This is a genomic window from Falsiroseomonas sp. E2-1-a20, from assembly GCF_051433195.1.
In the GTDB taxonomy this organism is placed as follows: Bacteria; Pseudomonadota; Alphaproteobacteria; order Acetobacterales; family Acetobacteraceae; genus Falsiroseomonas.
Genome location: NZ_JBHMFT010000003.1, coordinates 252,031 through 275,250, shown reverse-complemented (window position 1 = coordinate 275,250; position 23,220 = coordinate 252,031). Strand labels below are relative to the sequence as shown.

Below are 23,220 nucleotides of genomic sequence, written 5' to 3'. Positions count from 1 at the left end.
GGTCAACTGGCATCATGGAACGGGTCCGAATCTCGCCCCGCATGGCGGCACACTAGGAGGCGCATTTCGGCGCAGTCAACGCCGCCCGCCCCGAATTGCAGCGGCCTGGCACCGGGTTTCCAGCTCAGGCCGCTGCCGCCGCACAGGCGGCATCCCGAAGCCGTTGTTTCCCATGAAGAAGGGGTGCCGGCCCATCCGGCCGACACCCCTTCGCTCACGCCGAGATCATCAAAATCAATGTGGGCGTACGGCAGCTCCATCCCCGGTGCCGCCACCGGCTGGTGCTGCTGGCTCCGCCGGCTCCTCCCAGGTGATCGCCTCCGGCTTCCGGGCCAGCGCCTGGGAAATCACCTCATCCGCATGGCTGACCGCCAGGATGGTGAGGCTCTTCTTCACGTTGTCCGGAATCTCCGCCAGGTCCTTCTCGTTCTCCTTCGGGATGAACACCGTGGTGACGCCGGCGCGCAGCGCCGCCAGCAGCTTCTCCTTCAGGCCGCCGATCGGCAGGATGCGCCCGCGCAGCGTGATCTCGCCCGTCATCGCGATATCCCGCCGCACCGGAATGCCGGTGAGGACGGAGACGATGCTGGTCGCCATCGCGACACCGGCGGAAGGCCCGTCCTTCGGCGTCGCGCCTTCCGGCACGTGCACGTGGATGTCCCGCTTCTCGAACACCGTCGGCTTGATGCCGAAGTTGATCGAGCGGCTGCGGACATAGGAGAGCGCCGCACTGACGCTTTCCTGCATCACGTCGCCCAGCTTGCCGGTGGTCTTCACCGCACCCTTGCCCGGCAGCACCACCGATTCGATGGTGAGGATCTCGCCGCCCACCTCGGTCCAGGCCAGGCCGGTGACGACGCCCACCATGTCCTCGGCCTCGGCCTCGCCGTAGCGGAACTTCCGGACACCGGCGAATTTGTCGAGGTTCTTGACGTTAACCGCCACCTTCTTCGACTTCTTCGAGACGATTTCCTTCACCGCCTTGCGGGCGATGCCGGCCAGCTCACGCTCCAGGTTGCGCACCCCCGCTTCCCGCGTGTGGTAGCGCACCAGGTCGCGCAGCGCCTCGTCCGAGATGCTCCACTCACCGGCCTTCAAGCCATTGGCCTCGCTGACCTTCGGGATCAGGTGGCGCTTGGCGATCTCGACCTTCTCATCCTCGGTGTAGCCGGGGATGCGGATGATCTCCATGCGGTCCAGCAGCGGCTGCGGCATGCGCAGGCTGTTGGCCGTGGTCACGAACATCACGTCCGACAGGTCGTAGTCGACCTCCAGATAGTGGTCGTTGAAGGTCGAGTTCTGCTCCGGGTCCAGCACCTCCAGCAGCGCTGAGGACGGGTCGCCGCGCCAGTCGGCGCCCAGCTTGTCGATCTCGTCCAGCAGGAACAACGGGTTGGAGGATTTAGCCTTCTTCATCCCCTGCAACACCTTGCCGGGCATGGAGCCGATATAGGTCCGCCGGTGGCCGCGCACCTCCGCCTCGTCCCGCACGCCACCGAGCGACATGCGCACGAAGTTGCGGCCCGTGGACTTGGCGATGGACTTGCCGAGCGAGGTCTTGCCGACGCCGGGCGGGCCGACCAGGCACAGGATCGGGCCACGGATCTTCGGGCTGCGGGTCTGCACCGCCAGGTATTCGATGATCCGCTCCTTGATCTTCTCAAGGCCGTAGTGGTCGGCGTCCAGCACCTTCTCCGCCGCGACGATGTCGTTGCGGATCTTGGTCTTCTTCTTCCACGGAATGCTCAGCATCCAGTCGAGGTAGTTGCGGACGACGGTCGCCTCGGCGCTCATCGGCGACATGGTCTTGAGCTTCTTCAGCTCCGCCATCGCCTTCTCGCGGGCTTCCTTGGTCAGCTTGGTGGCCTTGATCTTGGCCTCCAGCTCCGCCGATTCGTCCTTGCCTTCCTCGCCCTCGCCGAGCTCCTTCTGGATCGCCTTGAGCTGCTCGTTCAGGTAGTACTCGCGCTGCGTCTTCTCCATCTGCCGCTTGACGCGCGAGCGGATGCGCTTCTCCACCTGCAGGACGCCGATCTCCGACTCCATGTGGGCGAAGACGCGTTCCAGCCGCGGCCCGACACCCTCGATCTCCAGAAGCTCCTGCTTCTCGGCGATCTTCAGGTTCAGGTGGCTGGCGACGGTATCGGCGAGCTTCGCCGGCTCCTCGATCTGGTTGATCGAGACCAGGACCTCGGGCGCAATCTTCTTGTTCAGCTTGATGTACTGCTCGAACTGCGCGACCACGGTGCGCGCCAGCGCCTCCAGCTCACGCCCCTCGACCTTGGGTTCCTCCGCCGTCTCGGAAAACGCCTCGAAGAACGGCTCGGTGCCCTTGTAGGCGACGACCTTGGCGCGCCGGCCGCCCTCGACCAGCACCTTCACGGTGCCGTCCGGCAGCTTCAGCAGTTGCAGCACCGTGGAGACCGTGCCGACCTGGTACAGATCGTCGGAGCCCGGGTCGTCCTGCGCCGCGTTCTTCTGCGCGACGAGCAGGATCTGCTTGTCGTCACGCATCACCGCTTCCAGCGCGCGGACGGATTTCTCGCGTCCGACGAACAGCGGCACGATCATGTGGGGGAAAACGACGATGTCGCGCAGGGGCAGAACCGGAAGAAGCTCGCCGCGCACGGGTTCAGTGGGATTGGCCGCCATATCGGACCTCGCTTTGGACGATCGGCGCGGAAGCCGCCCCCAGCCCGGTCCCACCAAGGGAGGCCTGGTTATCGGCACGGCCCCCGACGCCACGGGATTGTCAAATCAGATGGGTCCCCCCTCCCACCGCCGCAAGACACGGTGGGAAGGACGCGGGAGCCTCAGCCGGCGGACTGCTCCGCCGGCCTCTCGCCATAGATATAGAGTGGGCTGGCGCGCCCTTCCGCCACTTCGCGGTTCACCACCACCTCCTCGATATCCTCGAGGCCGGGCAGGTCGAACATCGTGGTCAGCAGGATCGCCTCCATGATGGAGCGCAGTCCGCGGGCCCCGGTACGCCGCTGGATGGCCCGCGTCGCCACGGACTTCATGGCGTCCTCGGTGAAGGTGAGCTTCGCCCCCTCCATCTCGAACAGCCGCTGGTACTGCTTCACCAGGGCGTTCTTCGGCTTGGTCAGGATCTCGATGAGCGCCTTCTCATCCAGGTCCTCCAGCGTCGCCACCACCGGCAGGCGGCCAATGAATTCCGGGATCAGCCCGAACTTCAGCAGGTCCTCAGGCTCGACTTCCTTGAGGATCGCACCTGTCCGCCGCTCATCCGGGGCCCGTACCTCCGACCCGAAGCCGATGCCGGAGCCCTTGCCGCGGGCGCCGATGATCTTTTCCAGGCCTGCGAAGGCGCCGCCGCAGATGAACAGGATGTTGGTCGTGTCCACCTGCAGGAATTCCTGCTGCGGATGCTTGCGCCCGCCCTGCGGCGGCACGGAGGCCACGGTGCCCTCCATGATCTTGAGCAGGGCTTGCTGCACGCCTTCGCCGGACACGTCCCGGGTGATGCTGGGGTTGTCCGACTTGCGCGAAATCTTGTCGACCTCGTCGATGTAGACGATGCCGCGCTGGGCGCGCTCCACGTTGTAGTCGGCCGCCTGCAGCAGCTTGAGGATGATGTTCTCGACATCCTCGCCGACATAGCCGGCCTCGGTCAGCGTGGTCGCATCCGCCATGGTGAAGGGCACGTCGAGGATGCGGGCCAGGGTCTGCGCCAGCAGCGTCTTGCCCGACCCGGTGGGGCCGACCAGCATGATGTTGGACTTGGCGATCTCGACCTCGCCGGTCTTCGCGCCATGCGCCAGGCGCTTGTAATGATTGTGGACCGCGACGCTCAGGACCTTCTTCGCGTGGTCCTGCCCGATCACGTAGTCATCCAGCACCTTGCAGATCTCGCGCGGCGTCGGGACGCCATCGCGGGACTTGACGAGGTGCGTCTTGTGCTCCTCGCGGATGATGTCCATGCAAAGCTCGACGCATTCGTCGCAGATGAACACGGTCGGCCCGGCAATAAGCTTCCGGACCTCGTGCTGCGATTTGCCGCAGAACGAGCAGTACAGGGTATTCTTCGAGTCGCCGGACTTGCTCATGCGCGCTCCGAAAACCTCAGGCCACGGCCGCCATGCAGGCTGGCGGCTCGGGACACCGGCCCCCCCACTGGGGGGCGGGAAACATGTGAATGTAGCCGCACAAGCGGGTGGGGGGAAGGGCCACCCACCCCCGTCATCCCGCTCAGATCTTCACCGGGTCGGCCGGCGGCAGCGGGCGCTGTTCCACCACCTGGTCGATCAGCCCGAAATCGCGGGCCTCCTCGGCCGAGAGGTAGGTGTCGCGCTCCATCTTCCGCTCGATCTCCTCGAGCGGCTGGCCGGTGTGGTGGACGTAGATCTGGTTCAGCCGGGCGCGGGTCTTGATGATCTCCCGCGCCTGGATCTCGATATCCGTCGCCTGGCCCTGGGCGCCACCGGAGGGCTGGTGGATCATCACCATGCTGTTCGGCAGGGCGAAGCGCTTGCCCTTGGCGCCTGCCGTCAGCAGCAGCGAGCCGGCGGAGGCCGCCATGCCGACGCAGACGGTCGAGACCGGGCTGCGGATGTACTGCATGGTATCGTACATCGCGAGGCCGGCCGTCACCACGCCGCCCGGGCTGTTGATGTAGAAGGCGATTTCCTTGTTCGGATTCTCGCTCTCCAGGAACAGCAACTGGGCGCAGATCAGCGAGGCCACCTGGTCGAAGATCGGGCCGGTCAGGAAGATGATCCGCTCCTTCAGCAGGCGCGAATAGATGTCGTAGGCCCGCTCGCCCCGCGCCGTCTGTTCGACGACCATCGGCACGAGGTTGTTGTAGATCTCGACCGGATCGCGGTCACGCATGGTCGTCCCTTTCATGCCCTGCCGTTGCCGGCGCGGGCGCAATCCCTGGCGGGGCGCACCCCACCTTGGCAGCGAATCTCTGCCATTCCGTTTAAGATGGGCAAACCGGAGCGGCCCGCAAAGCCCCCCTTCTTCAACCATCCATGCCCTTCTCCGGGCCCACTCCCGAAATCGGGCGCCTGTCCCGGAAAAGCAAGCGGGGCGGGCCTTCCGGCGCCGCCCCTTGCAACATGCCCCGGCCGGAAAGCCTCAGGCCGGCTCGGCGGACAAATCCGTCGGCGCCGTGGGAATCTCGGTCACCTGGGCCAGTTCCAGCACGAAGTCGACGACCTTCTCCTCGAAGATCGGCGCGCGCAGATTGTCGACCGCCTGCGGATTCTTGCGGAAATACTCCAGGACCTGCTTTTCCTGGCCCTGGTAGCGCGCGGCTTCCTGGCGCATCGCGGCGCCGAGTTCGTCGTTCGTCACCTGGATGTTGTTGGTCCGCCCGATCTCGGACAGCAGCAGGCCGAGCCGGATGCGGCGCTCCGCGATGGCGCGGTATTCCGTCTTCAGCGTGTCCTCGTCCTTGCCCTGGTCGTCGGCGTCGAGCTTGCCTTCCTTCAGGTCGGCCTCGACCCGCTGCCAGATCTGGGCGAACTCGCCCTCGACCATGCCGGCCGGCACCTCGAAGGTGGCGCGCTCGGCCAGCGCGTCCAGCAGGGCGCGCTTCACCTTCATCCGCGCCATGGCGTCGTATTCGGCCTGCAGGTTCTCGGCCACCTTGGCGCGCAGCGTGGCGATGTCATCGAGGCCCAGGCGCTTGGCGAACTCGTCGTCCATCGCCGGCAGCACCTTGGTCTTCAAGGCCTTGGCGTTGATGGCGAAGACCGCATCCTTGCCGGCGAGCGCGGCGGAGCCGTACTGGGCCGGGAAGCTGACATTGATGTCCTTCTGCTCGCCCGGGGTCATGCCTTCCAGCTGCTCGGTGAAGCCGGGGATGAAGCCGTCGCCGGCCACCTCGATCGGCGTGTCCGTCGCGGTGCCGCCCGGGAAGGGCTCGCCGAGGCTGCCATCCTCCTGCTTCAGCCGGCCCTCGAAGTCGCAGACCAGCATCTCGCCCTTGGCGGCCGGGCGGGGCTCGGCCACGTCCTCCAGCGTCGCCAGGCGGGTCGCCATGGTCGCCAGGAAGGCGTCGATCTCGGCGTCGCCGGGCGTCGCCTTCTGCCGGTCCAGCGCGATGCCGGCGAAGTCGGGCATCGGGATCTCGGGCAGCAGTTCCAGGTCGATCTTGTATTCGAGGTCGGCACCCTCGCTGTAGTTCACCAGCTCGATCTTCGGCTGCATCGCCGGCCGCAGGCCCCGGTCCGCGATCACCTGGCGCGTCGCGTCATCGACGGACTGCTCCAGCACCTCGCCAGCCACGGCGGTGCCGTAGCGCTGCTTGACGACGGCCACCGGCACCTTGCCGGGGCGGAAGCCAGGCAGGCGCATGTCGGCGCCGAGTTCCTTCAGGCGCTTCTCGCGCTTCTCGGCCAGGCTCGCGGCCGGGACCACGACCGTGAACGCCCTTTTCAGCCCCTCTGCGGGAAGCTCGGTGACCTGCATGGTGAACCTTCTTTATCGACAGGGGCGCGCGCGGGAACACCCCGGCGGGCGCGATACGCTCTGAGGCCCGCCCCGTTACCGCCCAACCGGGCCGGGGGCAATGCCTGACGGCCCGAAAGCCCAAATCGCACCACCCGAACCACCCACGCTGGCCAAACCACCCACGCTGGCGCCTGGCCCGGCCGGGCGAGCGGCCGAACGGCCGCCGCGCCCAGACAACCATCCCAGCAGGCGCACCCGTGCATCGGCGCGCCAGGCAAGGCGGCGGAGCCGCCGCCCGCCGCTTGAGGGCTAGAATTATGCGGGCGGAGGGACTCGAACCCCCATGGCTTGCGCCACTGGTACCTAAAACCAGCGTGTCTACCGTTCCACCACGCCCGCGCCCTGCCCGTCTATCGCGTCCGCCCCCCCGAGGCCAAGCCCACAGCGGCTAGCGCCCCAGCACCGCCGCGGCGCAGGCATCGACGATGGCCGATGCATCCAGCCCGTATTCCGCATACAGGTCCGGCAGGTCGCCCGCCTGGCCGAAGCGGTCCACCCCCAGCGGCACCACGCGCTGTCCGCGCACCGCGCCGAGCCAGGCATGCGCCGCCGGATGGCCGTCCAGGATCGTCACCAGCGCCGCGTCGCGGTCGAGCGGCGCCAGCAGCGCCTCGATGGCGGAGGGCGCTGCGGCGGTGTTGTTGCGCGCACCGCGCCGCGCCTCCAGCCAGCCGGCCTGCAGCCGGTCCGGGCTGGTCACGGCCAGCAGGCCGGCATCCGGCAGGTCCTCGCGCACCGCCGCAAAGGCCTCCAGCACCTCGGGCGCCACCGGGCCCTGGTAAGCGATGGCGAGGCTCGCGCCCGGCCCCGGCGGGACCACCCAGTAGCCGCCGGCGATCACGCCGGCCGGGTCCAGCCGGCGGTCGGGCTGCGCCAGTGCACGGGTCGAAAGCCGCAGCCAGACGGCGCTGCCATCGGGCTTCTGCATGTGCTCGAAGGCGAAGCGCATCAGGATGGCGAGTTCGTCGGCATAGGCCGGCTCGTAGGCCACCAGCCGGTCCTGGGCGATGCCGATCAACGGCGTGTTCACCGACTGGTGCTGGCCCCCTTCCGGAGCGAGGGTCAGCCCGGAAGGCGTTGAAACCAGGAGAAAACGCGCATCCTGGTAGCAGCCATAGATCATCGCATCGAGGCCGCGATTGACGAAGGGATCGTAGACCGTCCCCACCGGCAGCAGCCGCGCCCCGTACAGCGAATGGGACAACCCGAGGGCGCCCAACAGCAGGAATAGATTCTGCTCGGCGATGCCGAGTTCGATATGCTGCCCCTCCGGCCCCATGCCCCAGCGCTGGGCGCTCGCCAGCTTGGCATCCCGGAACACGTCGTTCTTGAGGTGCCGGTCGAAGATGCCGCGCCGGTTCACCCAGGGGCCGAGATTGGTGGAAACCGTCACATCCGGGCTGGTGGTGACGATACGCTCGGCCAGCGCGGCATTCTCCCCCTGCCCGCGGCCGATCTCGGCCAGGATTTCGCCGAAGGCGGCCTGGGTCGACATCATCCGCCCCGGCGGCACCCGCGGCGCCGGCAACAGGGCCGGCACCGGCACGGTGGGGGCCGAAAGCCGGCGACCTTCCGGCGCCAGCACCTGGGCGAAGGGAATGCCGGCCAGGAAGGATTCGAGTTCCGCAGGACCGACCTCCAGCCCCTCGAACCGGTCCCATTCATGCCCGTCGCGGATGCCCATGGCGTCCCGGAAGGTCGCCATCTGCTCCTTCGTCATCAGCCCGGCATGGTTGTCCTTGTGCCCGGCGAAGGGCAGGCCCATGCCCTTGATGGTGTAGGCGATGAAGCAGGTCGGCTGGTCGCCCTCCGTGGCCGCCACCCGGAAGGCCTCGGTCAGCGTCTCGATGTCGTGGCCGCCGAGGTTGGTCATCAGCGCCGCGAGTTCGTCGTCGGTCAGCGGGTCGATGATCGCCCGCACGCCCTCCACCCGGCCGAGTTCCGCCAGCAGCGCCTGGCGGAAGGCGGCGCCGCCCTGGAAGGTCAGCGCGGCATAGAGGCTGTTCGGGCAGTCATCGATCCAGCGCCGCAGCGCCTCGCCGTCCGTGCGCGCAAAAGCGGCTTCCAGGCGGCGGCCGTATTTCAGGGTGACGACGTTCCACCCCATGTCGCGGAACAGGCCCTCGATCCGCCCGAACAGCCGGTCCGGCACCACGCTGTCGAGCGACTGGCGGTTGTAGTCGACCACCCACCAGACATTGCGGACATCGTGCTTCCAGCCCTCCAGCAGCGCCTCGTAGATGTTGCCCTCATCGAGTTCGGCATCGCCGACGATGGCCACATGCCGACCCGCCGCGATCTCCGGCCGCCCCAGCCCGTGCAGCTTCACGTAGTCCTGCACCAGGCTGCCGAAGGTGGTCAGCGCCACGCCGAGGCCGACGGAGCCGGTCGAGAAATCCACCTCCGCCCCGTCCTTGACCCGGGAGGGATAGGGCTGGATGCCGCCGAACTGCCGCAGGGTCGAAAGCTTGTCCCGGTCCTGCCGCCCCAGCAGGTGGTTGATGGCGTGGAACACCGGCCCGGCATGCGGCTTCACCGCCACGCGGTCCTGCGGCCGCAGGATCTCGAAATACAGCGCCGCCAGGATCGAGACGGAGGAGGCGCAGGAGGCCTGGTGCCCGCCGACCTTCAGCCCGTCCCGGTTCGGGCGGATGTGGTTGGCATGGTGGATCATCCAGGCGGACAGCCACAGCAGCTTGCGCTCCAGCGCATGCAGCAGCCGCAGGCGGTGCGCGTCCTCGCGCGCCTCCACCCGGTCCGCCCCTGGCGATGGCTTGCCGATCGGCCGTTCCGCGGTCATCTGCGCCTTCTCCTCCGGTCCTCCGCGGCAGGATAGGCCGCCCGTGCCGTGACGCGAAGGCGGCTCGCCACGTGTGCCCAAGAGACCGTTTGAGATTGCCGGCGGCTGAAGACCCGCGGAGCCGACCCGCCCGGTGTTCTCAAACGGTCTCTAAGTCACGCGGCCCGGTTCGTCACCGGTAATTGAGCGGCCTGCACATATCGTCAACAATAGCGCGCCTGTGCTAGGAACAAGCGCCGGGCTGGACAATCCAGGCCTGCGGTTTTCGTCGTATTTGAAATGGTTGCATGACCTGGTCCCAGGCCGCGTTCGGCCGCATCACCCTCGGCCTGACCGCCTTCGGCCTGCTTGTCCTGCTCGCCCTCGGCATCGGCATCGTCTGGATGGTTCAGCAGCAGCGCGCCTACACGGACGGCGTGGTCGCCACCCAGCAGCTGCGCGTGACCACCGCCGGCGTGCTGGGCTCGCTGCAGGACGCCGAGACCGGGCAGCGCGGCTACCTGCTGACCGGCAACCCCGACTACCTTGAGCCCTACCACCAGGCGCAGGCGGATTTGTCGCGGGAATTGCGGGAACTTGCATCGCGCGCGATTGCCGATGGCGGGCGGGCCGACAGGCTCGAGGAGCTGCGCCTGCACATCGACGCGAAACTGGCGGAACTTCGGGAGGCGGTGGCGCTGGCGGAGGCCGGCAATATCGGTGCCGCCATTGCCCGGGTTCGGGATGGCGAGGGCAAGGTGCTGATGGACGAGATCCGCCAGCAGATCGCGGGCGTCGAGGCGCGCAGCACCCAGCGGCAGGCCACGCGCAGCGCGCAGCTGGACCGCGCCGGCCGGCTGATCCTGTTCGCCGCCCTCGGCGGCCTGGCGCTGATCGCGCTGCTGAGCTTCGGCATCAGCCGGTTGGCGGTGAAGTACACGAAGGACCTGGAGCAGGCGCGCGCCGAACTGCAACGCGCCAATGCCAGCCTGGAACAGCGCGTCACCGCCCGCACCGGATCGCTGACCGCGGCGAACGAGGAGATCCAGCGCTTCGCCTATATCGTCTCGCACGATCTGCGCGCCCCGCTGGTGAACGTGATGGGCTTCACGCAGGAGCTGGAGACCGCCATCGGCACGGTGCGGGAGATGGTGGCCCGTGCCGAGGCCGACGCCCCCGCATTGGTCACACAGGACGTGCGCGATGCGGTGTCCGAGGACATCCCGGAAGCGATCGGCTTCATCCGCTCCTCGACCAATCGCATGGACCGCCTGATCGGCGCCATCCTCGCATTGTCCCGCGAAGGCCGCCGGCGGTTGACGGCGGAACAGTTGCAGGTGGGCACGCTGATGGAGAGCCTGTCCTCCAGCCTGCAGCATCAGTTCGACGCCGCCGGCGCCGAGCTGCGCCTGTCCCCACCCTTCCCCACGTTGCGGACGGACCGGCTGGCGCTGGAACAGATCATCGGCAACCTGCTCGACAACGCCGTGAAGTACCTGGACCCGGCCCGACCCGGCCGCGTGCTGGTCCGCGCGCGACGCGAAGGCGGGATGCACGCGATCGACGTGATCGACAATGGCCGCGGCATCGCGGCGCGCGACCATGAGCGGGTATTCGAGCTGTTCCGCCGCTCCGGCCCGCAGGACCAGAAGGGCGAGGGCATCGGCCTTGCCCATACACGGGCGCTGGCCCGCCGCATGGGCGGCGACATCCGGCTGACGTCCAAGCTCGGCGAGGGCTCCGTCTTCACCCTGCTGCTGCCCGAGGCGCTGCCCGCGCACGACCCCGCCCTTGAGACCGAGGACCAGCCGGCATGAACGTCTCCGCCCAGGCCGTCACCATCGTCATGATCGAGGATGATGACGGCCACGCCCGCCTGATCGAGAAGAACCTCAAGCGCGCCGGCGTCTACAACGAGGTGCTGCACCTGGCTTCCGGCCATGCCGCGGTGGACCACCTGTTCGGCCCGCAGCGCCAGGCCGGCGCGCCGGTGCTGGTGCTGCTCGACCTGAACCTGCCGGACATGAGCGGCATCGACATCCTGGCCCGGCTGAAATCCGACCCGGAGCTGCGCCTCGCCCCCGTCATCGTGCTGACCACCACGGATGACGACCGCGAGATCCGCCGGTGCTATGAGCTGGGCTGTTCCGTCTACATCACGAAGCCGGTGAACTACGAGACCTTCGCCTCCGCGGTTCGCCAACTCGGCCTGTTCCTCGCCGTCATCCAGGTACCGCCGACAGCCCAATGACCGACCCGGCGTCCCGCATCCTGTACATCGACGACGACCAGGCGCTGTGCCGCCTGGTGCAGCGGGCGCTCGGCCGTCTTGGCCACCAGGTCGTCACGGCGCATGACGGCGATGCCGGCGTCACGCTGGCGCGCCAGGGCGGCTTCGGCGCCATCTGCCTCGACCACTACATGCCGGGCGCGGATGGGCTGGAGACGCTCGCCGCGCTCAGCGCCCTGCCGGACCCCGCCCCCGTCATCTTCGTCACGGGTGCCGACGAAACCCGCGTGGCCGTGGCGGCGCTGCGCGCGGGGGCCGAGGATTTCGTGGTGAAGACGCCGGGCGAATCCTTCCTGCTGCTGCTGCATCGCGCGATCGAGGGCGCTGTCCACCGCGCCGCCATGCGCCGCCGCCATGCCGAGGCCGAGGCCGAGGTGCGCGAGGCGCGCGACCGGGCGGAGGAACTCGCCGCCAGCCGCGCCCTGCTGCTGCAGGAGGTGAACCACCGCGTCGCCAACAGCCTGCAGATCATCGCCTCCCTCACCCGCCTGCAGGAAAATGCGCTGGCCGACCCGGGCGCGCGCGCGGCGCTGGCCTCCGTCCGCAACCGCATCGCGGCGGTCGCCCAGGTGCATCGCCGGCTCTACACCTCCGCCGATGTGCGCAGCGTGGCCCTGCCGGACTACCTCGGCGGCCTGCTCACCGAGATCGGCCGCAGCGTCGAGACCGCGCGCATCGATTTCACGGCCGCGCCGCTGACCGTGCCGCCCGATCGCGCGGTCTCGCTGGGCGTCATCGTGTCCGAGCTGGTGACCAATGCGCTGAAGTACGCCTATCCCGGATTGCCGGAAGGCGGACCGATCCGGGTGATCCTGGAACGCCACGGCGATGCCGGCGTGCTGCGGGTGGAGGATGACGGCGTCGGCGGCGCCGGGGCGGAAAGCTCGGCGGGCTCCGGGCTGGGCGGGCGGATCATCCATGCGATGGCCGCGACCATCGGCGGGCTGGTCGAATTCGCGGAGGGGCCGGGGTCGCGGGTCACGGTGCGTTTCGCGCTCGCCTGAATAGGAAACTTTGTATCACTGCTGATGAAGTCGCGGCGCAACATCGCCCTGGCAGGGTGCGGCCCTCAAAGCCACCCGCCACAGGATCCGTCGCCGATGCGCCTCGCCTCGCTCCCCCTCCTCGCCCTGCTGGTCTCCGGCCCCGCCGCTTCCCAGCAGTACTGGCTGCCGAACGGCCCCGGCGGCACCACCTGGAACAACCCGCAGGGCTCGCTGCTCGGCACGATGAACGAGCACATGCTCCAGCGCCACATGCAGCAGCGCCAGTGGGAACGGCAGCGCCAATCCGGCGTGGCGCCCGCCACCAGCCGCGCGCCCGACCCGTCCTTCCGCCTGGTGAATGGCGGCAGCCAGACGATCCGGGAGGTCTATGTCTCCCCCAGCACCGATCACAACTGGGGGCCGGACCGCCTGGGCACCGCCGTCGTGCCGCCGGGCCAGCGCTTCGTCATCGGCCTGCCGCGCGGCGCCTGCGTCAACGACCTGCGGATCGTCTTCAACGACGGCCGGGCGGAGGAACGCCGCCAGGTGGATACCTGCCGGCTTACCGATCTCGCGGTGAAATAGGCTCGCGCCACCAGCGCCGCGTCAGCACCAGCGCCAGCAGCCCCTCCACCCCGATCAGCGCCGTGGCGGTGGCGGCGCCGAGCCAGTTCGCCATCAGGCCGAGATGCAGGAAGCCCAGCAGCCCCAGCCCGATGCAGGCGGACAGCACGCCGAGCGCGCGGCTGCGCAGTTCGGGCGGCGCGGTGGTGTAGACCAGCGTCGCCTGCATGGAGGCGAAGCCGGCGCTGCCCACGCCCACCAGCAGCAGCGCGACGGCTGCCGGCACCGGCTGCCCGACCAGCGCGAAGACCACATACATTCCGCAGAACATCGCGGCACCTCCGGCATAGATCGCGCGGTACCAGCGCGGCCGCACCAGCGGCACCAGCAGCGCGGCGCCGATCAGCGCGCCGAGCCCATCCATTCCCGCCAGCAGCCCGACGCCATCGGCGCCGAGCCGCAGATCCTCCTGCCCGATCACCGGCACCATGCTGCCGGCCGGCCAGCCGAACAGGTTGAAGATCAGCGTCACCACCATCACGCCGGCCATGCCCGGCGTGCGCAGCACCAGGCCGAAGCTGTCCCGCATCTCCCGCAGCACGGAGCCCCGCGGCGGCAGCACCGTACTGCGATGCGCCAGCCGCAGCGCCGCCACCACCGCCGCCGCATACAGCACCAGCGACAGCACGAAGGGCGCGCCCACGCCCGCCGCCGCCAGGATGGTGCCGCCGAGCGCCGGGCCGGCGATGCGGCTGGCATTGTTCGCGACAACATCCATGGACACCGCGGTCGCCATGCGGTGCGCGCCGACGACCTCGCCCAGCATCATCCGCCGCACCGGATTGTCGGCGCCCCAGACGATGCCGGCGACGAAGCTCGCCACCGCCAGGTGCCACACCGCCAGCATCCCGACATACGCCAGCAGCGCCAGCACCGCCGCCGACACCGCCTGCACCCAAAGCATCAGGATCAGCGCGGAGCGTCGCTGCACCCGGTCCGCCGCGACGCCGAGGAAGGCGCCGAACAGCCCCATCGGCAGCAGCCGCAGCAGCGTCATCAGGGCGACCAGGAAGGCGGAGTGCGTCTGCTGCCAGACCACCACGCCGATCACCAGCATTTCCAGCCAGCGGGCGATGGACACCAGCAGCCCCACCAGCAGGATGCGCCGGAAATCCGGCACCCCCAGCACCCCAGTCCGCGCTTGCAAGTCTCTGTCCCGACGTTTCCGCCGCCGATCCTTGCAGCCGCGCGCGGCGCGCTCAACCCATCAGACGAAACCCTTGGCCAGCTTGCGCACGGCGGCGGAGGCGGCGCGCTTGCCCTCGCCGGCGTAGCTCTCGTGGTAGTCCTCGATCTTTTCCGGGTCGTAGCGGTAGTTCACCATCAGCCCGCAGGATTCCCGGAACCCCTTTTCCGAGGTATCGCCGCGCCAGTTCAGCCGCTCCACCCGCGCCCCGTTGGACAGGTGGAAATGCGCCACCGGGTCGCGCGCGCGCTTGGGATTGCGGCCCGATTCCGCCAGCAGGTAGCGCGCGCCGGCGCGCAGCAGGATCGGCTCCAGCCCCTTCGAGGTCGCCTCCACCCGCGCCCAGCCGCGCCGGGCGATCAGCCGCCGCAGGGTCTGGGTGGCGGTCTCGCCATCGCCCTTGCCGGCCTCCACGCCGGGCGCCACCAGCGCCAGGTCGGGCGGTGCGGCGGTGCGCAGTGCCGTCGCCTCATCCTCCGTCAACAGCGTCGTGTCGCCCGCCTCCAGCCGTTCCTCCAGCCAGGTGCGGAAGCCCGGGATGGGGGACAGCGTGGCGAAGCAGTCCAGGTTGCGGAATTCGACGGACAGCAGCTCCACCACCCGCTTGATCAGGAAGTTGCCGAAGGAGATGCCATCCAGCCCACGCTGGCAGTTGTTGATGGAATAGAACACCGCGGTGTCGGCGACGCGCGCATCCAGCAGCGGCGCCTTCTCGTCCAGCAGCGCCTGGACGTTGACGGCCATGCCCTCGACCAACGCGACCTCGACGAAGATCAGCGGCTCGTTCGGCATGCGCGGATGGAAGAAGGCGTAGCAGCGGCGGTCGGAATCCAGGCGGTTCTTTAGGTCGCGCCAGCTGCGGATGCGGTGCACCGCCTCGTACTGCACCAGCTTCTCCAGCAGCTCGGCCGGGGAGGACCAGTCGACGCGGCGCAGCTCCAGGAAGCCGACATCGAACCAGCTCGCCAGCAGGCCACGCAGGTCGGCCTCCAGCGCCTCCAGCATCGCGTCGCCGCGCATCCGCGCCATCAGGTCGGCGCGCAGCTCCACGAGGAACTTCACGCCGTCCGGGATGGTGGTGAACTGCGTCAGCAGCCGCAGGCGCGGCGGCTCCAGCACCCGGCGCAGCTTGGCCTTGGCGGTCGCCCGCGCCTCCGTATCCTGCGCCGCCGCGACGGCTTCCCAGGCCTTGGCAACCGCCGGCATGTCGGAGTCGAAGCCGGCCAGCGCCCGCAGGAATTCGCCGCGCTGCGCATGGTCGCCGGCCAGGTAGCTCTGCGCCAGGCGCGCGGCGCGGGAGCGTGCCGAGACCTCGCCGCCGCGCGCATCCAGGCAGGCGCGCATCTGCGTCGCAATGCCCTCGCCCTCGCCGGGCGCGGAGGAGGCGATGTCCCGCCACAGGGAGGTGACGCGCCGCAGCGCGCGGTCGATGAATCCGGGCGGGGCGGCGACGTCCGACATCACGCAACCTTTCAGCGTATTTCAGGAACCATGCCCGACTCCTCTGGGAACGTCGAGCAACATTGCCGCCAGCACGGCCGGCATCGCACCCGGCAGATCCTCCGCCAGCAGCCCCGGCCCGATCCGCTGCGCCGCCGCCCCATGCAGGTGGCAGGCGCAGCAGGCAGCCTCGAAGGCCGGCATTCTCTGCGCGAGCAGGCCAGCGACGAGGCCCGCCAGCACATCCCCGGTGCCACCCGTTGCCAGCCAGGGCGGCGCGTTGGCGTTGATCGCGGCACGGCCATCCGGCGCCGCCACGATACTGTCCGCACCTTTCAGGATGATGACCGCGCCGGTCGCCCGCGCCGCCGCCCGCACCGCCGCCAGCCGGTCCTCCCCGGGCGGCCCGAACACCGCGGAGAACTCTCCCGCATGGGGCGTCAGCACGGCGCAGCCGGCCAGCGCGGATGGCGTGCCCGCCGCCGCGCGCAATGCTCCGGCATCCGCCACCACCTGCCGGCCCGCCGCCACCGCCGCGCGCAGCGCCTGGAGCGTGGCCGCATCCGGCGGCAGGCCAGGCCCGATGACCCAGGTGCCGATCCGCGCATCCGCCAGCAGCGGCGCCGCATCGCCCTCGGCCACCATCACCCCAGCATCGCCGCCGCGCAGCACCGCGGCCGTCGCCGCATCGGCCGCCAGGATGGTCAGCAGCCCTGCCCCGACCCGGCGCGCCGCCGCCGCGACCAGCCGCGCGGCCCCCGTCATCGCCGGACCGGCCCGCACCGCGACATGCCCGCGCGCATATTTGTGGTCCGAGGCCCCCGGCACCGGCAGCCGCCACAGCGCCGGCCCGTTGCGGAAGGTCCGCACGCCCAGGCCCGGCAGCACGGACGCGGGCAATCCGATATCGGCCAGCTCCACCTCGCCGCACAACGTACGGCCGGGCAGCAGCAGGTGGCCCGGCTTCAGCCGGAAGAAGGTCACCGTCAGGACCGCCCTTGGTGCGAAGCCGCGCACCGCGCCGGTCGCGCCATCCAGGCCGGAAGGCACGTCCACCGCCACCACCTCCCGCGCCGCCGCCAGAACCTCCGCCACCAGCCCCGTCACCGGGCGCGCCAGCCCGGCGCCGAACACCGCATCCACCACCAGCCCGGCGCGCGCCGCCTCCGCCGGGGTGGTCGCCACCACCGGGCCGCGCCAGCGCGCCGCCATGGCCGCGGCATCGCCGCTGGAAGATGGCGCCAGCGCGGCCAGCCGCACGCCCCAGCCCGCCTGGTCCAGCAGCCGCGCGACCACATAACCGTCGCCGCCATTGTTGCCCGGCCCGGCCAGCACCAGCACCGGGTGCGGCCGGTAGCGGCGCAGGATCGCCCGCGCCACCGCGCGGCCCGCCGCCTCCATCAGGCGCAAGCCCGGCACGCCGGCCGCGATCGCCGCCGCATCGGCGCGTGTCATCTCCTGCGGTGTCAGCAATTCGTGCATCGCCGCAGCCTATCGCAGCACCCGTCGCGAACGAACCCGGGACCGAGGCCAGGCGTTGACACGCTCATGAAAGCCGCACTCCTCCTGCTCCCCGCCCTGGCGTTGCTGCCACCGGCCCAGGCCACCGCGCAGCAACTCGACCGTCAGCTCGACCGGCAGCCCGCCGCCAGCTCGCAGCCGCCGCGCGTGGAGGTCCCGGGGGACCGCGCCGGTCCTCCCTCCGCCCCGGCACGCCCGCCGATTGGCGTCGGCACGCCGCGCACCCAGCCGCCGAGCACCGAGCCGCCGCCCGGCCACCAGACCCTGCAGGCCCCGCCGGTTCCCGGTGCCACGCGGCCCGACCGCAGCGAGGGCATGACGGATTTCGGCAACAGCCCGATTCCGGCGCGCCCCGGCGCGAGGCCGGATGCCTCCACCACCGCACCGCCCGACCGCCGCTGAACTGGACCGCCTGACCGGGACCGTCTGACCGGGACCGGCGCACCGCAAGCTGTTAGGCTTGGCGCTCACTCTCTCGCGGAGTCGCAGGCATGGCCTTCGTCGTGGCGGTGGCGCAGCGCAAGGGCGGCGCCGGCAAATCCACCCTCAGTGCCAACCTGGCGACGGCGCTGGCCGGACAGGGCCTGCGCGTCGCCCTGCTGGACACGGACCCGCAGCAGACCCTGACGCGCTGGGCCGACGAGCGCAGTCGGGCCGGCGCCCGCGCCCTGCCATTGCACCTGGACGCGCCAGCGGGATGGCGCCTGCCCGCGGCGCTGGACAAGCTGCGGCGTGGCCAGGATGTCGTGCTACTGGATACGCCGCCGCATGCCGACACCGACGCCCGCATCGCCATCCGCAACGCGGACCTGGTGCTGGTGCCGTTGCAGCCCTCCTCCGCCGATCTCTGGGCCATGGACGCCACGCTCGACCTCGCACGTGGCGAAAAGCGGCCGACGGCCATCGCGCTGAACCGCGCGCCCGCCAGCGGCCGGCTGCTGGCGCAGATCCTGGCGGAGCTCGGGCGACGCGACCTGACCCTGCTGAGCCCTTCCATCGGCAATCGCACCGGGATCGCCCAGGCCTTCGCCGCCGGGCTCGGGGTGACCGAATCCGCGCCGAAATCCGTCGCCGCGACCGAGATGCGGGCGCTCGCCGAAGCATTGATGGCATTGCGGCAGGGTTAGCGACCGTTTGGGAACACCGGACGGGTCGGCTCCGCGGGTCTTGTCCGCCCCTGGGGCGTCGGCGAACTTGCCGCTGCAACCAGCATCGGCGGCGTCCGCCTTCTGCCAGGGACGCAAAATACCCTGCGGATCCTCAGCCGCCGGCATTCTCAAACGGTCTCCGAGCGCGCGCCGCCCCTTTCCAGCCGCCGCGCGGTGTGGCCACTTCCCGCCCCGGCACAGGAGGCGCGACGGCATGGCGAAGGCGGCGAAGGGCAGGACGACACGGCCGAAAAGCCTTTCAGCGGCCGCGAGTCCGCCAGGTTCGCCCGGCGACGCGCCGCGTGGGATGGCCGCGGACACCGGGATCGAAATCTCGGAGGACACCTTCCCCGAGCTCGACGCCGTAGCCGCCATCCAGCGCGGCCTGCACACCTTCAACCAGGAGATGGGCGGCCCCTACGACCGCGAACCCGTCACCCTGCTGGCCCGCGGCTCCGATGGGGGCACGCGCGGCGGACTGCTCGGGATGACCTTCTGGGGCTGGCTGTTCGTCGACTGGCTCTGGCTTTCGCGTGAGTCGCGGGGCAAGGGCGTCGGCACGGAGCTGCTGCTGCGGGCTGAGGCCATCGCGCGGGAACGTGGCTGCGGGCAGGCCTATACGGATACCTTCAGCTTCCAGAACCCCGGCTTCTGGCAGCGCAACGGCTATGTCGAGTTCGGCCGGCTGGACGGCATGCCGGCCGGCCATTCCCGCGTCTGGTTCCGGAAGACCCTCTGAAGCGGGGCGCCTGATGAAGCCCGACCTGCTCCTGCATATCGGCCAGTCGAAGACCGGCACCTCCTCGATCCAGCGGGTGCTCGGCGCGCGGCGGGCGGCGCTGGCCAGGCTCGGTGTCTGCTATCCGGCTTCCCCCGGCTGGGCCAACCACGGCATGCTGCCGGCTTCGCTGGTGCCGCTGTCGCGCCTCGGCCACTTCAACCCGGCGCTGTGGGACGGCATCGGCGCGGAAGCGCGGCTCGCCCGCTTCCGTCGCGAGTTCCAGGCCGAGATGGCGGGGCTGCCGGCGACGACGCGGCTCGTCATCCTGTCGGCCGAGCAGTGCGGCGGGCTGCTGGATACGCGCGAACGCATCGCCGCGCTGCGCGACCTGCTGGCCCCGCATGTAGGCCGCATGCGCGTGGTGATCTACCTGCGCCGCCAGGACCAGCACGCCGCCAGCGGCTACACCCAGGCGCTGCGCGTCGCCCATGTCGGCCCACCCATGCTGCCGCGGCACGGGCCGGAGACGCTGCCGCACTACGATTATGCGAAGCAGTTGGACGACTGGGCCGCGGTGTTCGGCGAGGACGCCATGCTGCCCCGCATCTTCGAGCGCCCGCGGCTGTTGAACGGCGACGCCGTCGACGATTTCCTGGCACTGGCCGAGGTGCCGTTGCAGGTGCCGGCGGGGGATCCGGACCGGCAGTCCAACCTGTCCCTCACCCCGGGCGGCATCGACCTGGTGCGGGCCATGGGCCTGCACCTCAAGGCCACCGCCGAGGGGCTCAGCGCCGCATCGCCCCTGTGGCGGCGCTTCACCCAGGCGGCGTCGGAGGCGCTGCCGGGCCGCGGCTGGCGGCCCCATCCGGCGGAGGCCGCGGCGTTCCTGGCGCGCTTCGACCAGGTGAACGAGGCGGTGCGCCGCCGCTGGTTCCCGGACCAACCGACGCTGTTCGAGCCGATCGAGCCGGCTGCCACGCCGCCCCCGGCAAGCCCGCCATCCATTGATCCGGAGGCGGCGCTGGAGGCCGCCTGCATCCTGCTGGAGCGGGACCTACGCGCGGCCGCGCTGCGCGAGGCGAACCAGCTGGCGCAGATCGGCGCGCTGCACGCCCGGCTCGGCGAGGCGCCCCAGGCCATGGCGGCCTTGCGCGCGGCCATCCGGGCGGTGCCGGATCATCCGATGGCACAGCAGCACCTGGCCGAGGCTGCCTTGAAGGCCGGCGATCGCGCGGGCGCGCAAGCGCATCTGGCCGTGCTGCGCCGCGCCCACCCTGGCCACGCCGCGACGGCGCAGGTCGAACGGCTGCTGACCCCCGCCTAGACCATGATCCGCGCTGATAGAAGCGCGGATCATGGTCCAGCCTTCTGTTTGTTCGCGTGATTCACGCCTCCGGCCGTTTCAGCCTTCGGCGATCACGCTCCAGCCCTGGGAACACCCGTGGAACGGCCCTGAACCCGGCGGCGGCAGGTGGCGTTTTCCCCTGGCGAAGGAGGACATGCCATGAGCTACACCACCACGACCCACAACCGCACCGACCAACGCGGCGACGACCGCCACCACGACATCCAGAAATACCGGCACCCGATGATCTTCCCCGGCATCGCCGGCGCGGCCGTCGTCTCCGTCCTGCTGATGTACGTGCTCGAGCTAGCATTCAACTGAGCGCGGTGCGGGCGAGGCCTACCGCTTCGCCCCCCGCACCACCTCCCGCCGCCAGATGTAGAGACCGGCGCCGACCAGCACGCCGAAGCCGGCCAGCTCCCACCCATCCGGCCATTCGGCCCAGATGACGATGCCCACCAGCATCGTCCAGATCAGGCCGGAATACTCGAACGGGGCCAGCAGCGTGGTCTCGCCGCGCCGATAGGCCGCCGTCATCATCACCTGCGCCAGGGCGGAGACGCCGCCGATGCCGGCCAGCAGCGCCCATTGCCTTGCGTCCGCCATCACCCAGACCGGCACCGTTGCGACCCCCGCCAGCACGGCGCTGGACAGGGCGAACCAGAACACGATGGCGACACCTGATTCCCCCGCCTCGCCCATGCGGCGGATGCTCAGCATGGCCATGGCCCAGCCGAAGGCGCCGAGCAGGACGAGCGCGACGGAGCCAACCGGCAGCGCGGCCTCGCCGAAGCCGGGCCGCACCATGATAAGCACGCCGCAAAATCCGACCGCGACGGCGGACCAGCGCCGCCAGCCGACCTTCTCGCCCAGGAACACCACCGACAGCCCGGTCAGGAACAGCGGCATGGTGAAGCCGAGAGCCGTCGCCGTCGCCAGCGGCAGGTTCGCAAACCCGTGGAAGGCGCCCACCATGCCGCACATGCCCCAGAAGGTGCGCTCCGCATGCTTCCAGGGCATTTTCGTTCGTAGCACCGTGAAACCGCCGGCCTGAGCCACCAGCAGCAGCAGCACCGGCAGCGCGAAGGCGTTGCGGAACAGGATGACCTGCGGCAGCGGGATCGACGGCCCGATCGCCTTCACGAAGGCGGCCGAGACCACGAAGGCGGCGGAGGCCGCCAGCACCAGCAGGATTGCGCGCTTGCGGGCCGCCAGCAGGCCGAGCGGCAGGATGGGCGGCGGCAGGGTGGAGGTGGATTCAGGTGGGGACATGGACGTTCCTGGCGCCCAAGGGTAGGGTCCGCCCGGCATGAGCGCCAGCCCGCCCCCCCTCCCGAATGCACTTCCGCGCCACCCCAAGGCTCCGCCGATCCCGCCCTGGCCGGGGGTGGAGGTGCTGGAGGATGAGGTCGCCTGGGGCCAGCGCTTCGCCTTGCAGCGCGTCCGCTTCCGCTACACCCGCTTCGACGGCGCGCAATCCCCGGTGCTGACCTGGGAGCTGTGGCGGCGTGGCCGGGGCGTGGTGATCCTGCCCTACGACCCGGTGACCGACCGCGTCGCCCTGATCGAGCAGTTCCGCCTGCCGGCGCTGGCCGCCGGCCTGGACCCGGTGATGACCGAATGCCCTGCCGGGCTGCTGGAGACGGGCGAGGACCCGGAAGTGGCCGGCGCGCGTGAGCTGGCGGAGGAAACCGGCCTCGCCGCCCGCGCCATGGCGCGCATCGGCCAGTTCCTGCTGATGCAGGGCGGCTGCGACGAGGTGGTGCATTTCCACTGCGCCTGCGTCGACCTCTCGGCCAAGGCGGATGACACGCACGGCCTGCCCGGCGAGGGCGAGGACACCCGCGTGCTGGTGCTGCCCGCCGAGGACGCCTTCCGCATGGTGGCGGACAACCGCATCGAGAACGCGCCAGGCGCGCTCGCCCTGCTCTGGCTGCAGGTCAACCGCCCGCGCCTCCGCTCCGAATGGTTCCACCTGCCGTGACCGAACCGCTGTTCCTCGAAGACGCCTACCTGCGCACCGCCACCGGCCGTGTGGTCGCGGCGGATGAGCGCGGCGTGCTGCTGGACCGGACCATCCTCTACGCCCGCAGCGGCGGCCAGCCGGGCGATGCCGGCACCCTGCGCTGGGAGGGCGGCGAAGCGGCGGTGGCCGAGGCGATCAAGGGCGAGGCTGGGTCCATCCTGCATACGCTGGCCGCTGGCGCGGCGCTGCCGCCGGTCGGGGCGGAGGTGACGCTCGACCTCGACTGGGCGCGGCGGCACCTGCACATGCGCATGCACACCACGCTGCACCTGCTGTGCAGCGTGATGCCCGGCATCTTCGCGACCGGCAACCAGATCGGCACCCAAAAATCGCGCCTGGATTTCGACCTGCCCGAGCCGCCGGCCAAGGAGTGGTTCAACGAACGCCTGGCGGAACTCGTCGCCGCCGACCACCCGACCGGCACGTCCTGGATCACCGATGCGGAACTTGATGCGAACCCGCAGATGGTCCGCACCCTGTCGGTGCAGCCGCCGCGCGGCGCCGGCCGGGTGCGGCTGGTGCGCATCGGGCCGGCGGACGCGCCGATCGACCTGCAACCCTGCGGTGGCACCCATGTGCGATCCACCGCCGAGATCGGCCGCGTCGAGGTCTCCAAGCTGGAAAGCAAGGGCCGCCAGAACCGCCGCATCCACATCGTGCTGCCGGAGTGA

The 23,220-nt window shown here is 70.2% G+C and carries 20 protein-coding genes and 1 tRNA gene; 11 read left to right on the top strand and 10 right to left on the bottom strand.

All coding sequences use genetic code 11. From position 1 onward, the window contains the following. Positions 1 to 234: 234 nt before the first annotated feature. The 6 genes from lon to ACFHPP_RS05835 all read right to left on the bottom strand — a co-directional run bounded on the left by lon (position 235) and on the right by ACFHPP_RS05835 (position 9,283). The gene (gene lon, locus ACFHPP_RS05860; protein WP_437162329.1) at positions 235 to 2,652 is read right to left on the bottom strand and encodes an endopeptidase La; all 2,418 of its coding nucleotides are present in this window, start codon (positions 2,650 to 2,652) and stop codon (positions 235 to 237) included. Between the two features lie 161 nt (positions 2,653 to 2,813). Next, a complete protein-coding gene (gene clpX, locus ACFHPP_RS05855) occupies positions 2,814 to 4,070 on the bottom strand; it encodes an ATP-dependent Clp protease ATP-binding subunit ClpX (protein ID WP_437162328.1) in 1,257 nt (418 codons plus the stop codon). A 142-nt stretch (positions 4,071 to 4,212) separates the two neighbouring features. Continuing rightward, positions 4,213 to 4,854, bottom strand: coding sequence for an ATP-dependent Clp endopeptidase proteolytic subunit ClpP (clpP, locus tag ACFHPP_RS05850; protein WP_437162327.1), 642 nt, complete (start codon positions 4,852 to 4,854; stop codon positions 4,213 to 4,215). A 249-nt stretch (positions 4,855 to 5,103) separates the two neighbouring features. Then, a complete protein-coding gene (gene tig, locus ACFHPP_RS05845; protein WP_437162326.1) occupies positions 5,104 to 6,441 on the bottom strand; it encodes a trigger factor in 1,338 nt (445 codons plus the stop codon). A 300-nt stretch (positions 6,442 to 6,741) separates the two neighbouring features. After that, positions 6,742 to 6,822 (bottom strand) — tRNA-Leu (locus ACFHPP_RS05840). Positions 6,823 to 6,871: 49 nt separating this feature from the next. After that, the gene (locus ACFHPP_RS05835) at positions 6,872 to 9,283 is read right to left on the bottom strand and encodes a 1-deoxy-D-xylulose-5-phosphate synthase N-terminal domain-containing protein (RefSeq protein ID WP_437162325.1); all 2,412 of its coding nucleotides are present in this window, start codon (positions 9,281 to 9,283) and stop codon (positions 6,872 to 6,874) included. A gap of 287 nt (positions 9,284 to 9,570) precedes the next feature. On the opposite strand from ACFHPP_RS05835, the gene ACFHPP_RS05830 reads away from it, so the two are divergent. The 4 genes from ACFHPP_RS05830 (at position 9,571) to ACFHPP_RS05815 (ending at position 13,123) form a co-directional block, all read left to right on the top strand. Further along, positions 9,571 to 11,079, top strand: coding sequence for a sensor histidine kinase (locus ACFHPP_RS05830; protein WP_437162324.1), 1,509 nt, complete (start codon positions 9,571 to 9,573; stop codon positions 11,077 to 11,079). Further along, complete coding sequence (locus tag ACFHPP_RS05825) at positions 11,076 to 11,513, top strand: response regulator (RefSeq protein WP_437162323.1); 438 nt, start codon at positions 11,076 to 11,078, stop codon at positions 11,511 to 11,513. Before ACFHPP_RS05830 ends, ACFHPP_RS05825 begins: the two co-directional genes overlap by 4 nt. Continuing rightward, the gene (locus ACFHPP_RS05820; RefSeq protein WP_437162322.1) at positions 11,510 to 12,556 is read left to right on the top strand and encodes a sensor histidine kinase; all 1,047 of its coding nucleotides are present in this window, start codon (positions 11,510 to 11,512) and stop codon (positions 12,554 to 12,556) included. Before ACFHPP_RS05825 ends, ACFHPP_RS05820 begins: the two co-directional genes overlap by 4 nt. A gap of 96 nt (positions 12,557 to 12,652) precedes the next feature. Then, positions 12,653 to 13,123, top strand: coding sequence for a hypothetical protein (locus tag ACFHPP_RS05815; RefSeq protein ID WP_437162321.1), 471 nt, complete (start codon positions 12,653 to 12,655; stop codon positions 13,121 to 13,123). On the opposite strand, the gene ACFHPP_RS05810 is transcribed toward ACFHPP_RS05815, so the two are convergent. From ACFHPP_RS05810 to ACFHPP_RS05800, 3 genes are read right to left on the bottom strand one after another with little or no spacing between them, the layout of a single operon-like run. Further along, positions 13,101 to 14,309 (bottom strand): MFS transporter, encoded by a 1,209-nt coding sequence (locus ACFHPP_RS05810; RefSeq protein ID WP_437162320.1) that lies wholly within the window; start codon positions 14,307 to 14,309, stop codon positions 13,101 to 13,103. The genes ACFHPP_RS05815 and ACFHPP_RS05810 overlap by 23 nt on opposite strands. A gap of 60 nt (positions 14,310 to 14,369) precedes the next feature. Continuing rightward, entirely contained in the window at positions 14,370 to 15,809 is a 1,440-nt protein-coding gene (locus ACFHPP_RS05805) for a malonyl-CoA decarboxylase (RefSeq protein ID WP_437162319.1), read from the bottom strand. 21 nt (positions 15,810 to 15,830) lie between these two features. Then, on the bottom strand, positions 15,831 to 17,270 hold the full coding sequence (locus ACFHPP_RS05800) for an NAD(P)H-hydrate dehydratase (RefSeq protein WP_437162318.1): 1,440 nt from the start codon (positions 17,268 to 17,270) through the stop codon (positions 15,831 to 15,833). A 66-nt stretch (positions 17,271 to 17,336) separates the two neighbouring features. Between ACFHPP_RS05800 and ACFHPP_RS05795 the strand changes: the two genes are divergently transcribed. The 5 genes from ACFHPP_RS05795 to ACFHPP_RS05775 all read left to right on the top strand — a co-directional run bounded on the left by ACFHPP_RS05795 (position 17,337) and on the right by ACFHPP_RS05775 (position 20,844). Beyond that, positions 17,337 to 17,711 (top strand): hypothetical protein, encoded by a 375-nt coding sequence (locus ACFHPP_RS05795; RefSeq protein ID WP_437162317.1) that lies wholly within the window; start codon positions 17,337 to 17,339, stop codon positions 17,709 to 17,711. A gap of 89 nt (positions 17,712 to 17,800) precedes the next feature. Beyond that, a complete protein-coding gene (parA, locus tag ACFHPP_RS05790) occupies positions 17,801 to 18,436 on the top strand; it encodes a ParA family partition ATPase (protein WP_437162316.1) in 636 nt (211 codons plus the stop codon). A gap of 328 nt (positions 18,437 to 18,764) precedes the next feature. Then, a complete protein-coding gene (locus ACFHPP_RS05785) occupies positions 18,765 to 19,196 on the top strand; it encodes a GNAT family N-acetyltransferase (RefSeq protein WP_437162315.1) in 432 nt (143 codons plus the stop codon). Between the two features lie 13 nt (positions 19,197 to 19,209). Further along, positions 19,210 to 20,502, top strand: coding sequence for a hypothetical protein (locus ACFHPP_RS05780; RefSeq protein ID WP_437162314.1), 1,293 nt, complete (start codon positions 19,210 to 19,212; stop codon positions 20,500 to 20,502). A 180-nt stretch (positions 20,503 to 20,682) separates the two neighbouring features. Next, complete coding sequence (locus ACFHPP_RS05775; RefSeq protein ID WP_437162313.1) at positions 20,683 to 20,844, top strand: hypothetical protein; 162 nt, start codon at positions 20,683 to 20,685, stop codon at positions 20,842 to 20,844. Positions 20,845 to 20,862: 18 nt separating this feature from the next. On the opposite strand, the gene ACFHPP_RS05770 is transcribed toward ACFHPP_RS05775, so the two are convergent. Continuing rightward, positions 20,863 to 21,795 (bottom strand): DMT family transporter, encoded by a 933-nt coding sequence (locus ACFHPP_RS05770; protein ID WP_437162312.1) that lies wholly within the window; start codon positions 21,793 to 21,795, stop codon positions 20,863 to 20,865. A 37-nt stretch (positions 21,796 to 21,832) separates the two neighbouring features. On the opposite strand from ACFHPP_RS05770, the gene ACFHPP_RS05765 reads away from it, so the two are divergent. Both ACFHPP_RS05765 and ACFHPP_RS05760 read left to right on the top strand, forming a co-directional pair. After that, positions 21,833 to 22,507 (top strand): NUDIX domain-containing protein, encoded by a 675-nt coding sequence (locus ACFHPP_RS05765; protein WP_437162311.1) that lies wholly within the window; start codon positions 21,833 to 21,835, stop codon positions 22,505 to 22,507. Further along, the gene (locus ACFHPP_RS05760; protein WP_437162310.1) at positions 22,504 to 23,220 is read left to right on the top strand and encodes an alanyl-tRNA editing protein; all 717 of its coding nucleotides are present in this window, start codon (positions 22,504 to 22,506) and stop codon (positions 23,218 to 23,220) included. Before ACFHPP_RS05765 ends, ACFHPP_RS05760 begins: the two co-directional genes overlap by 4 nt.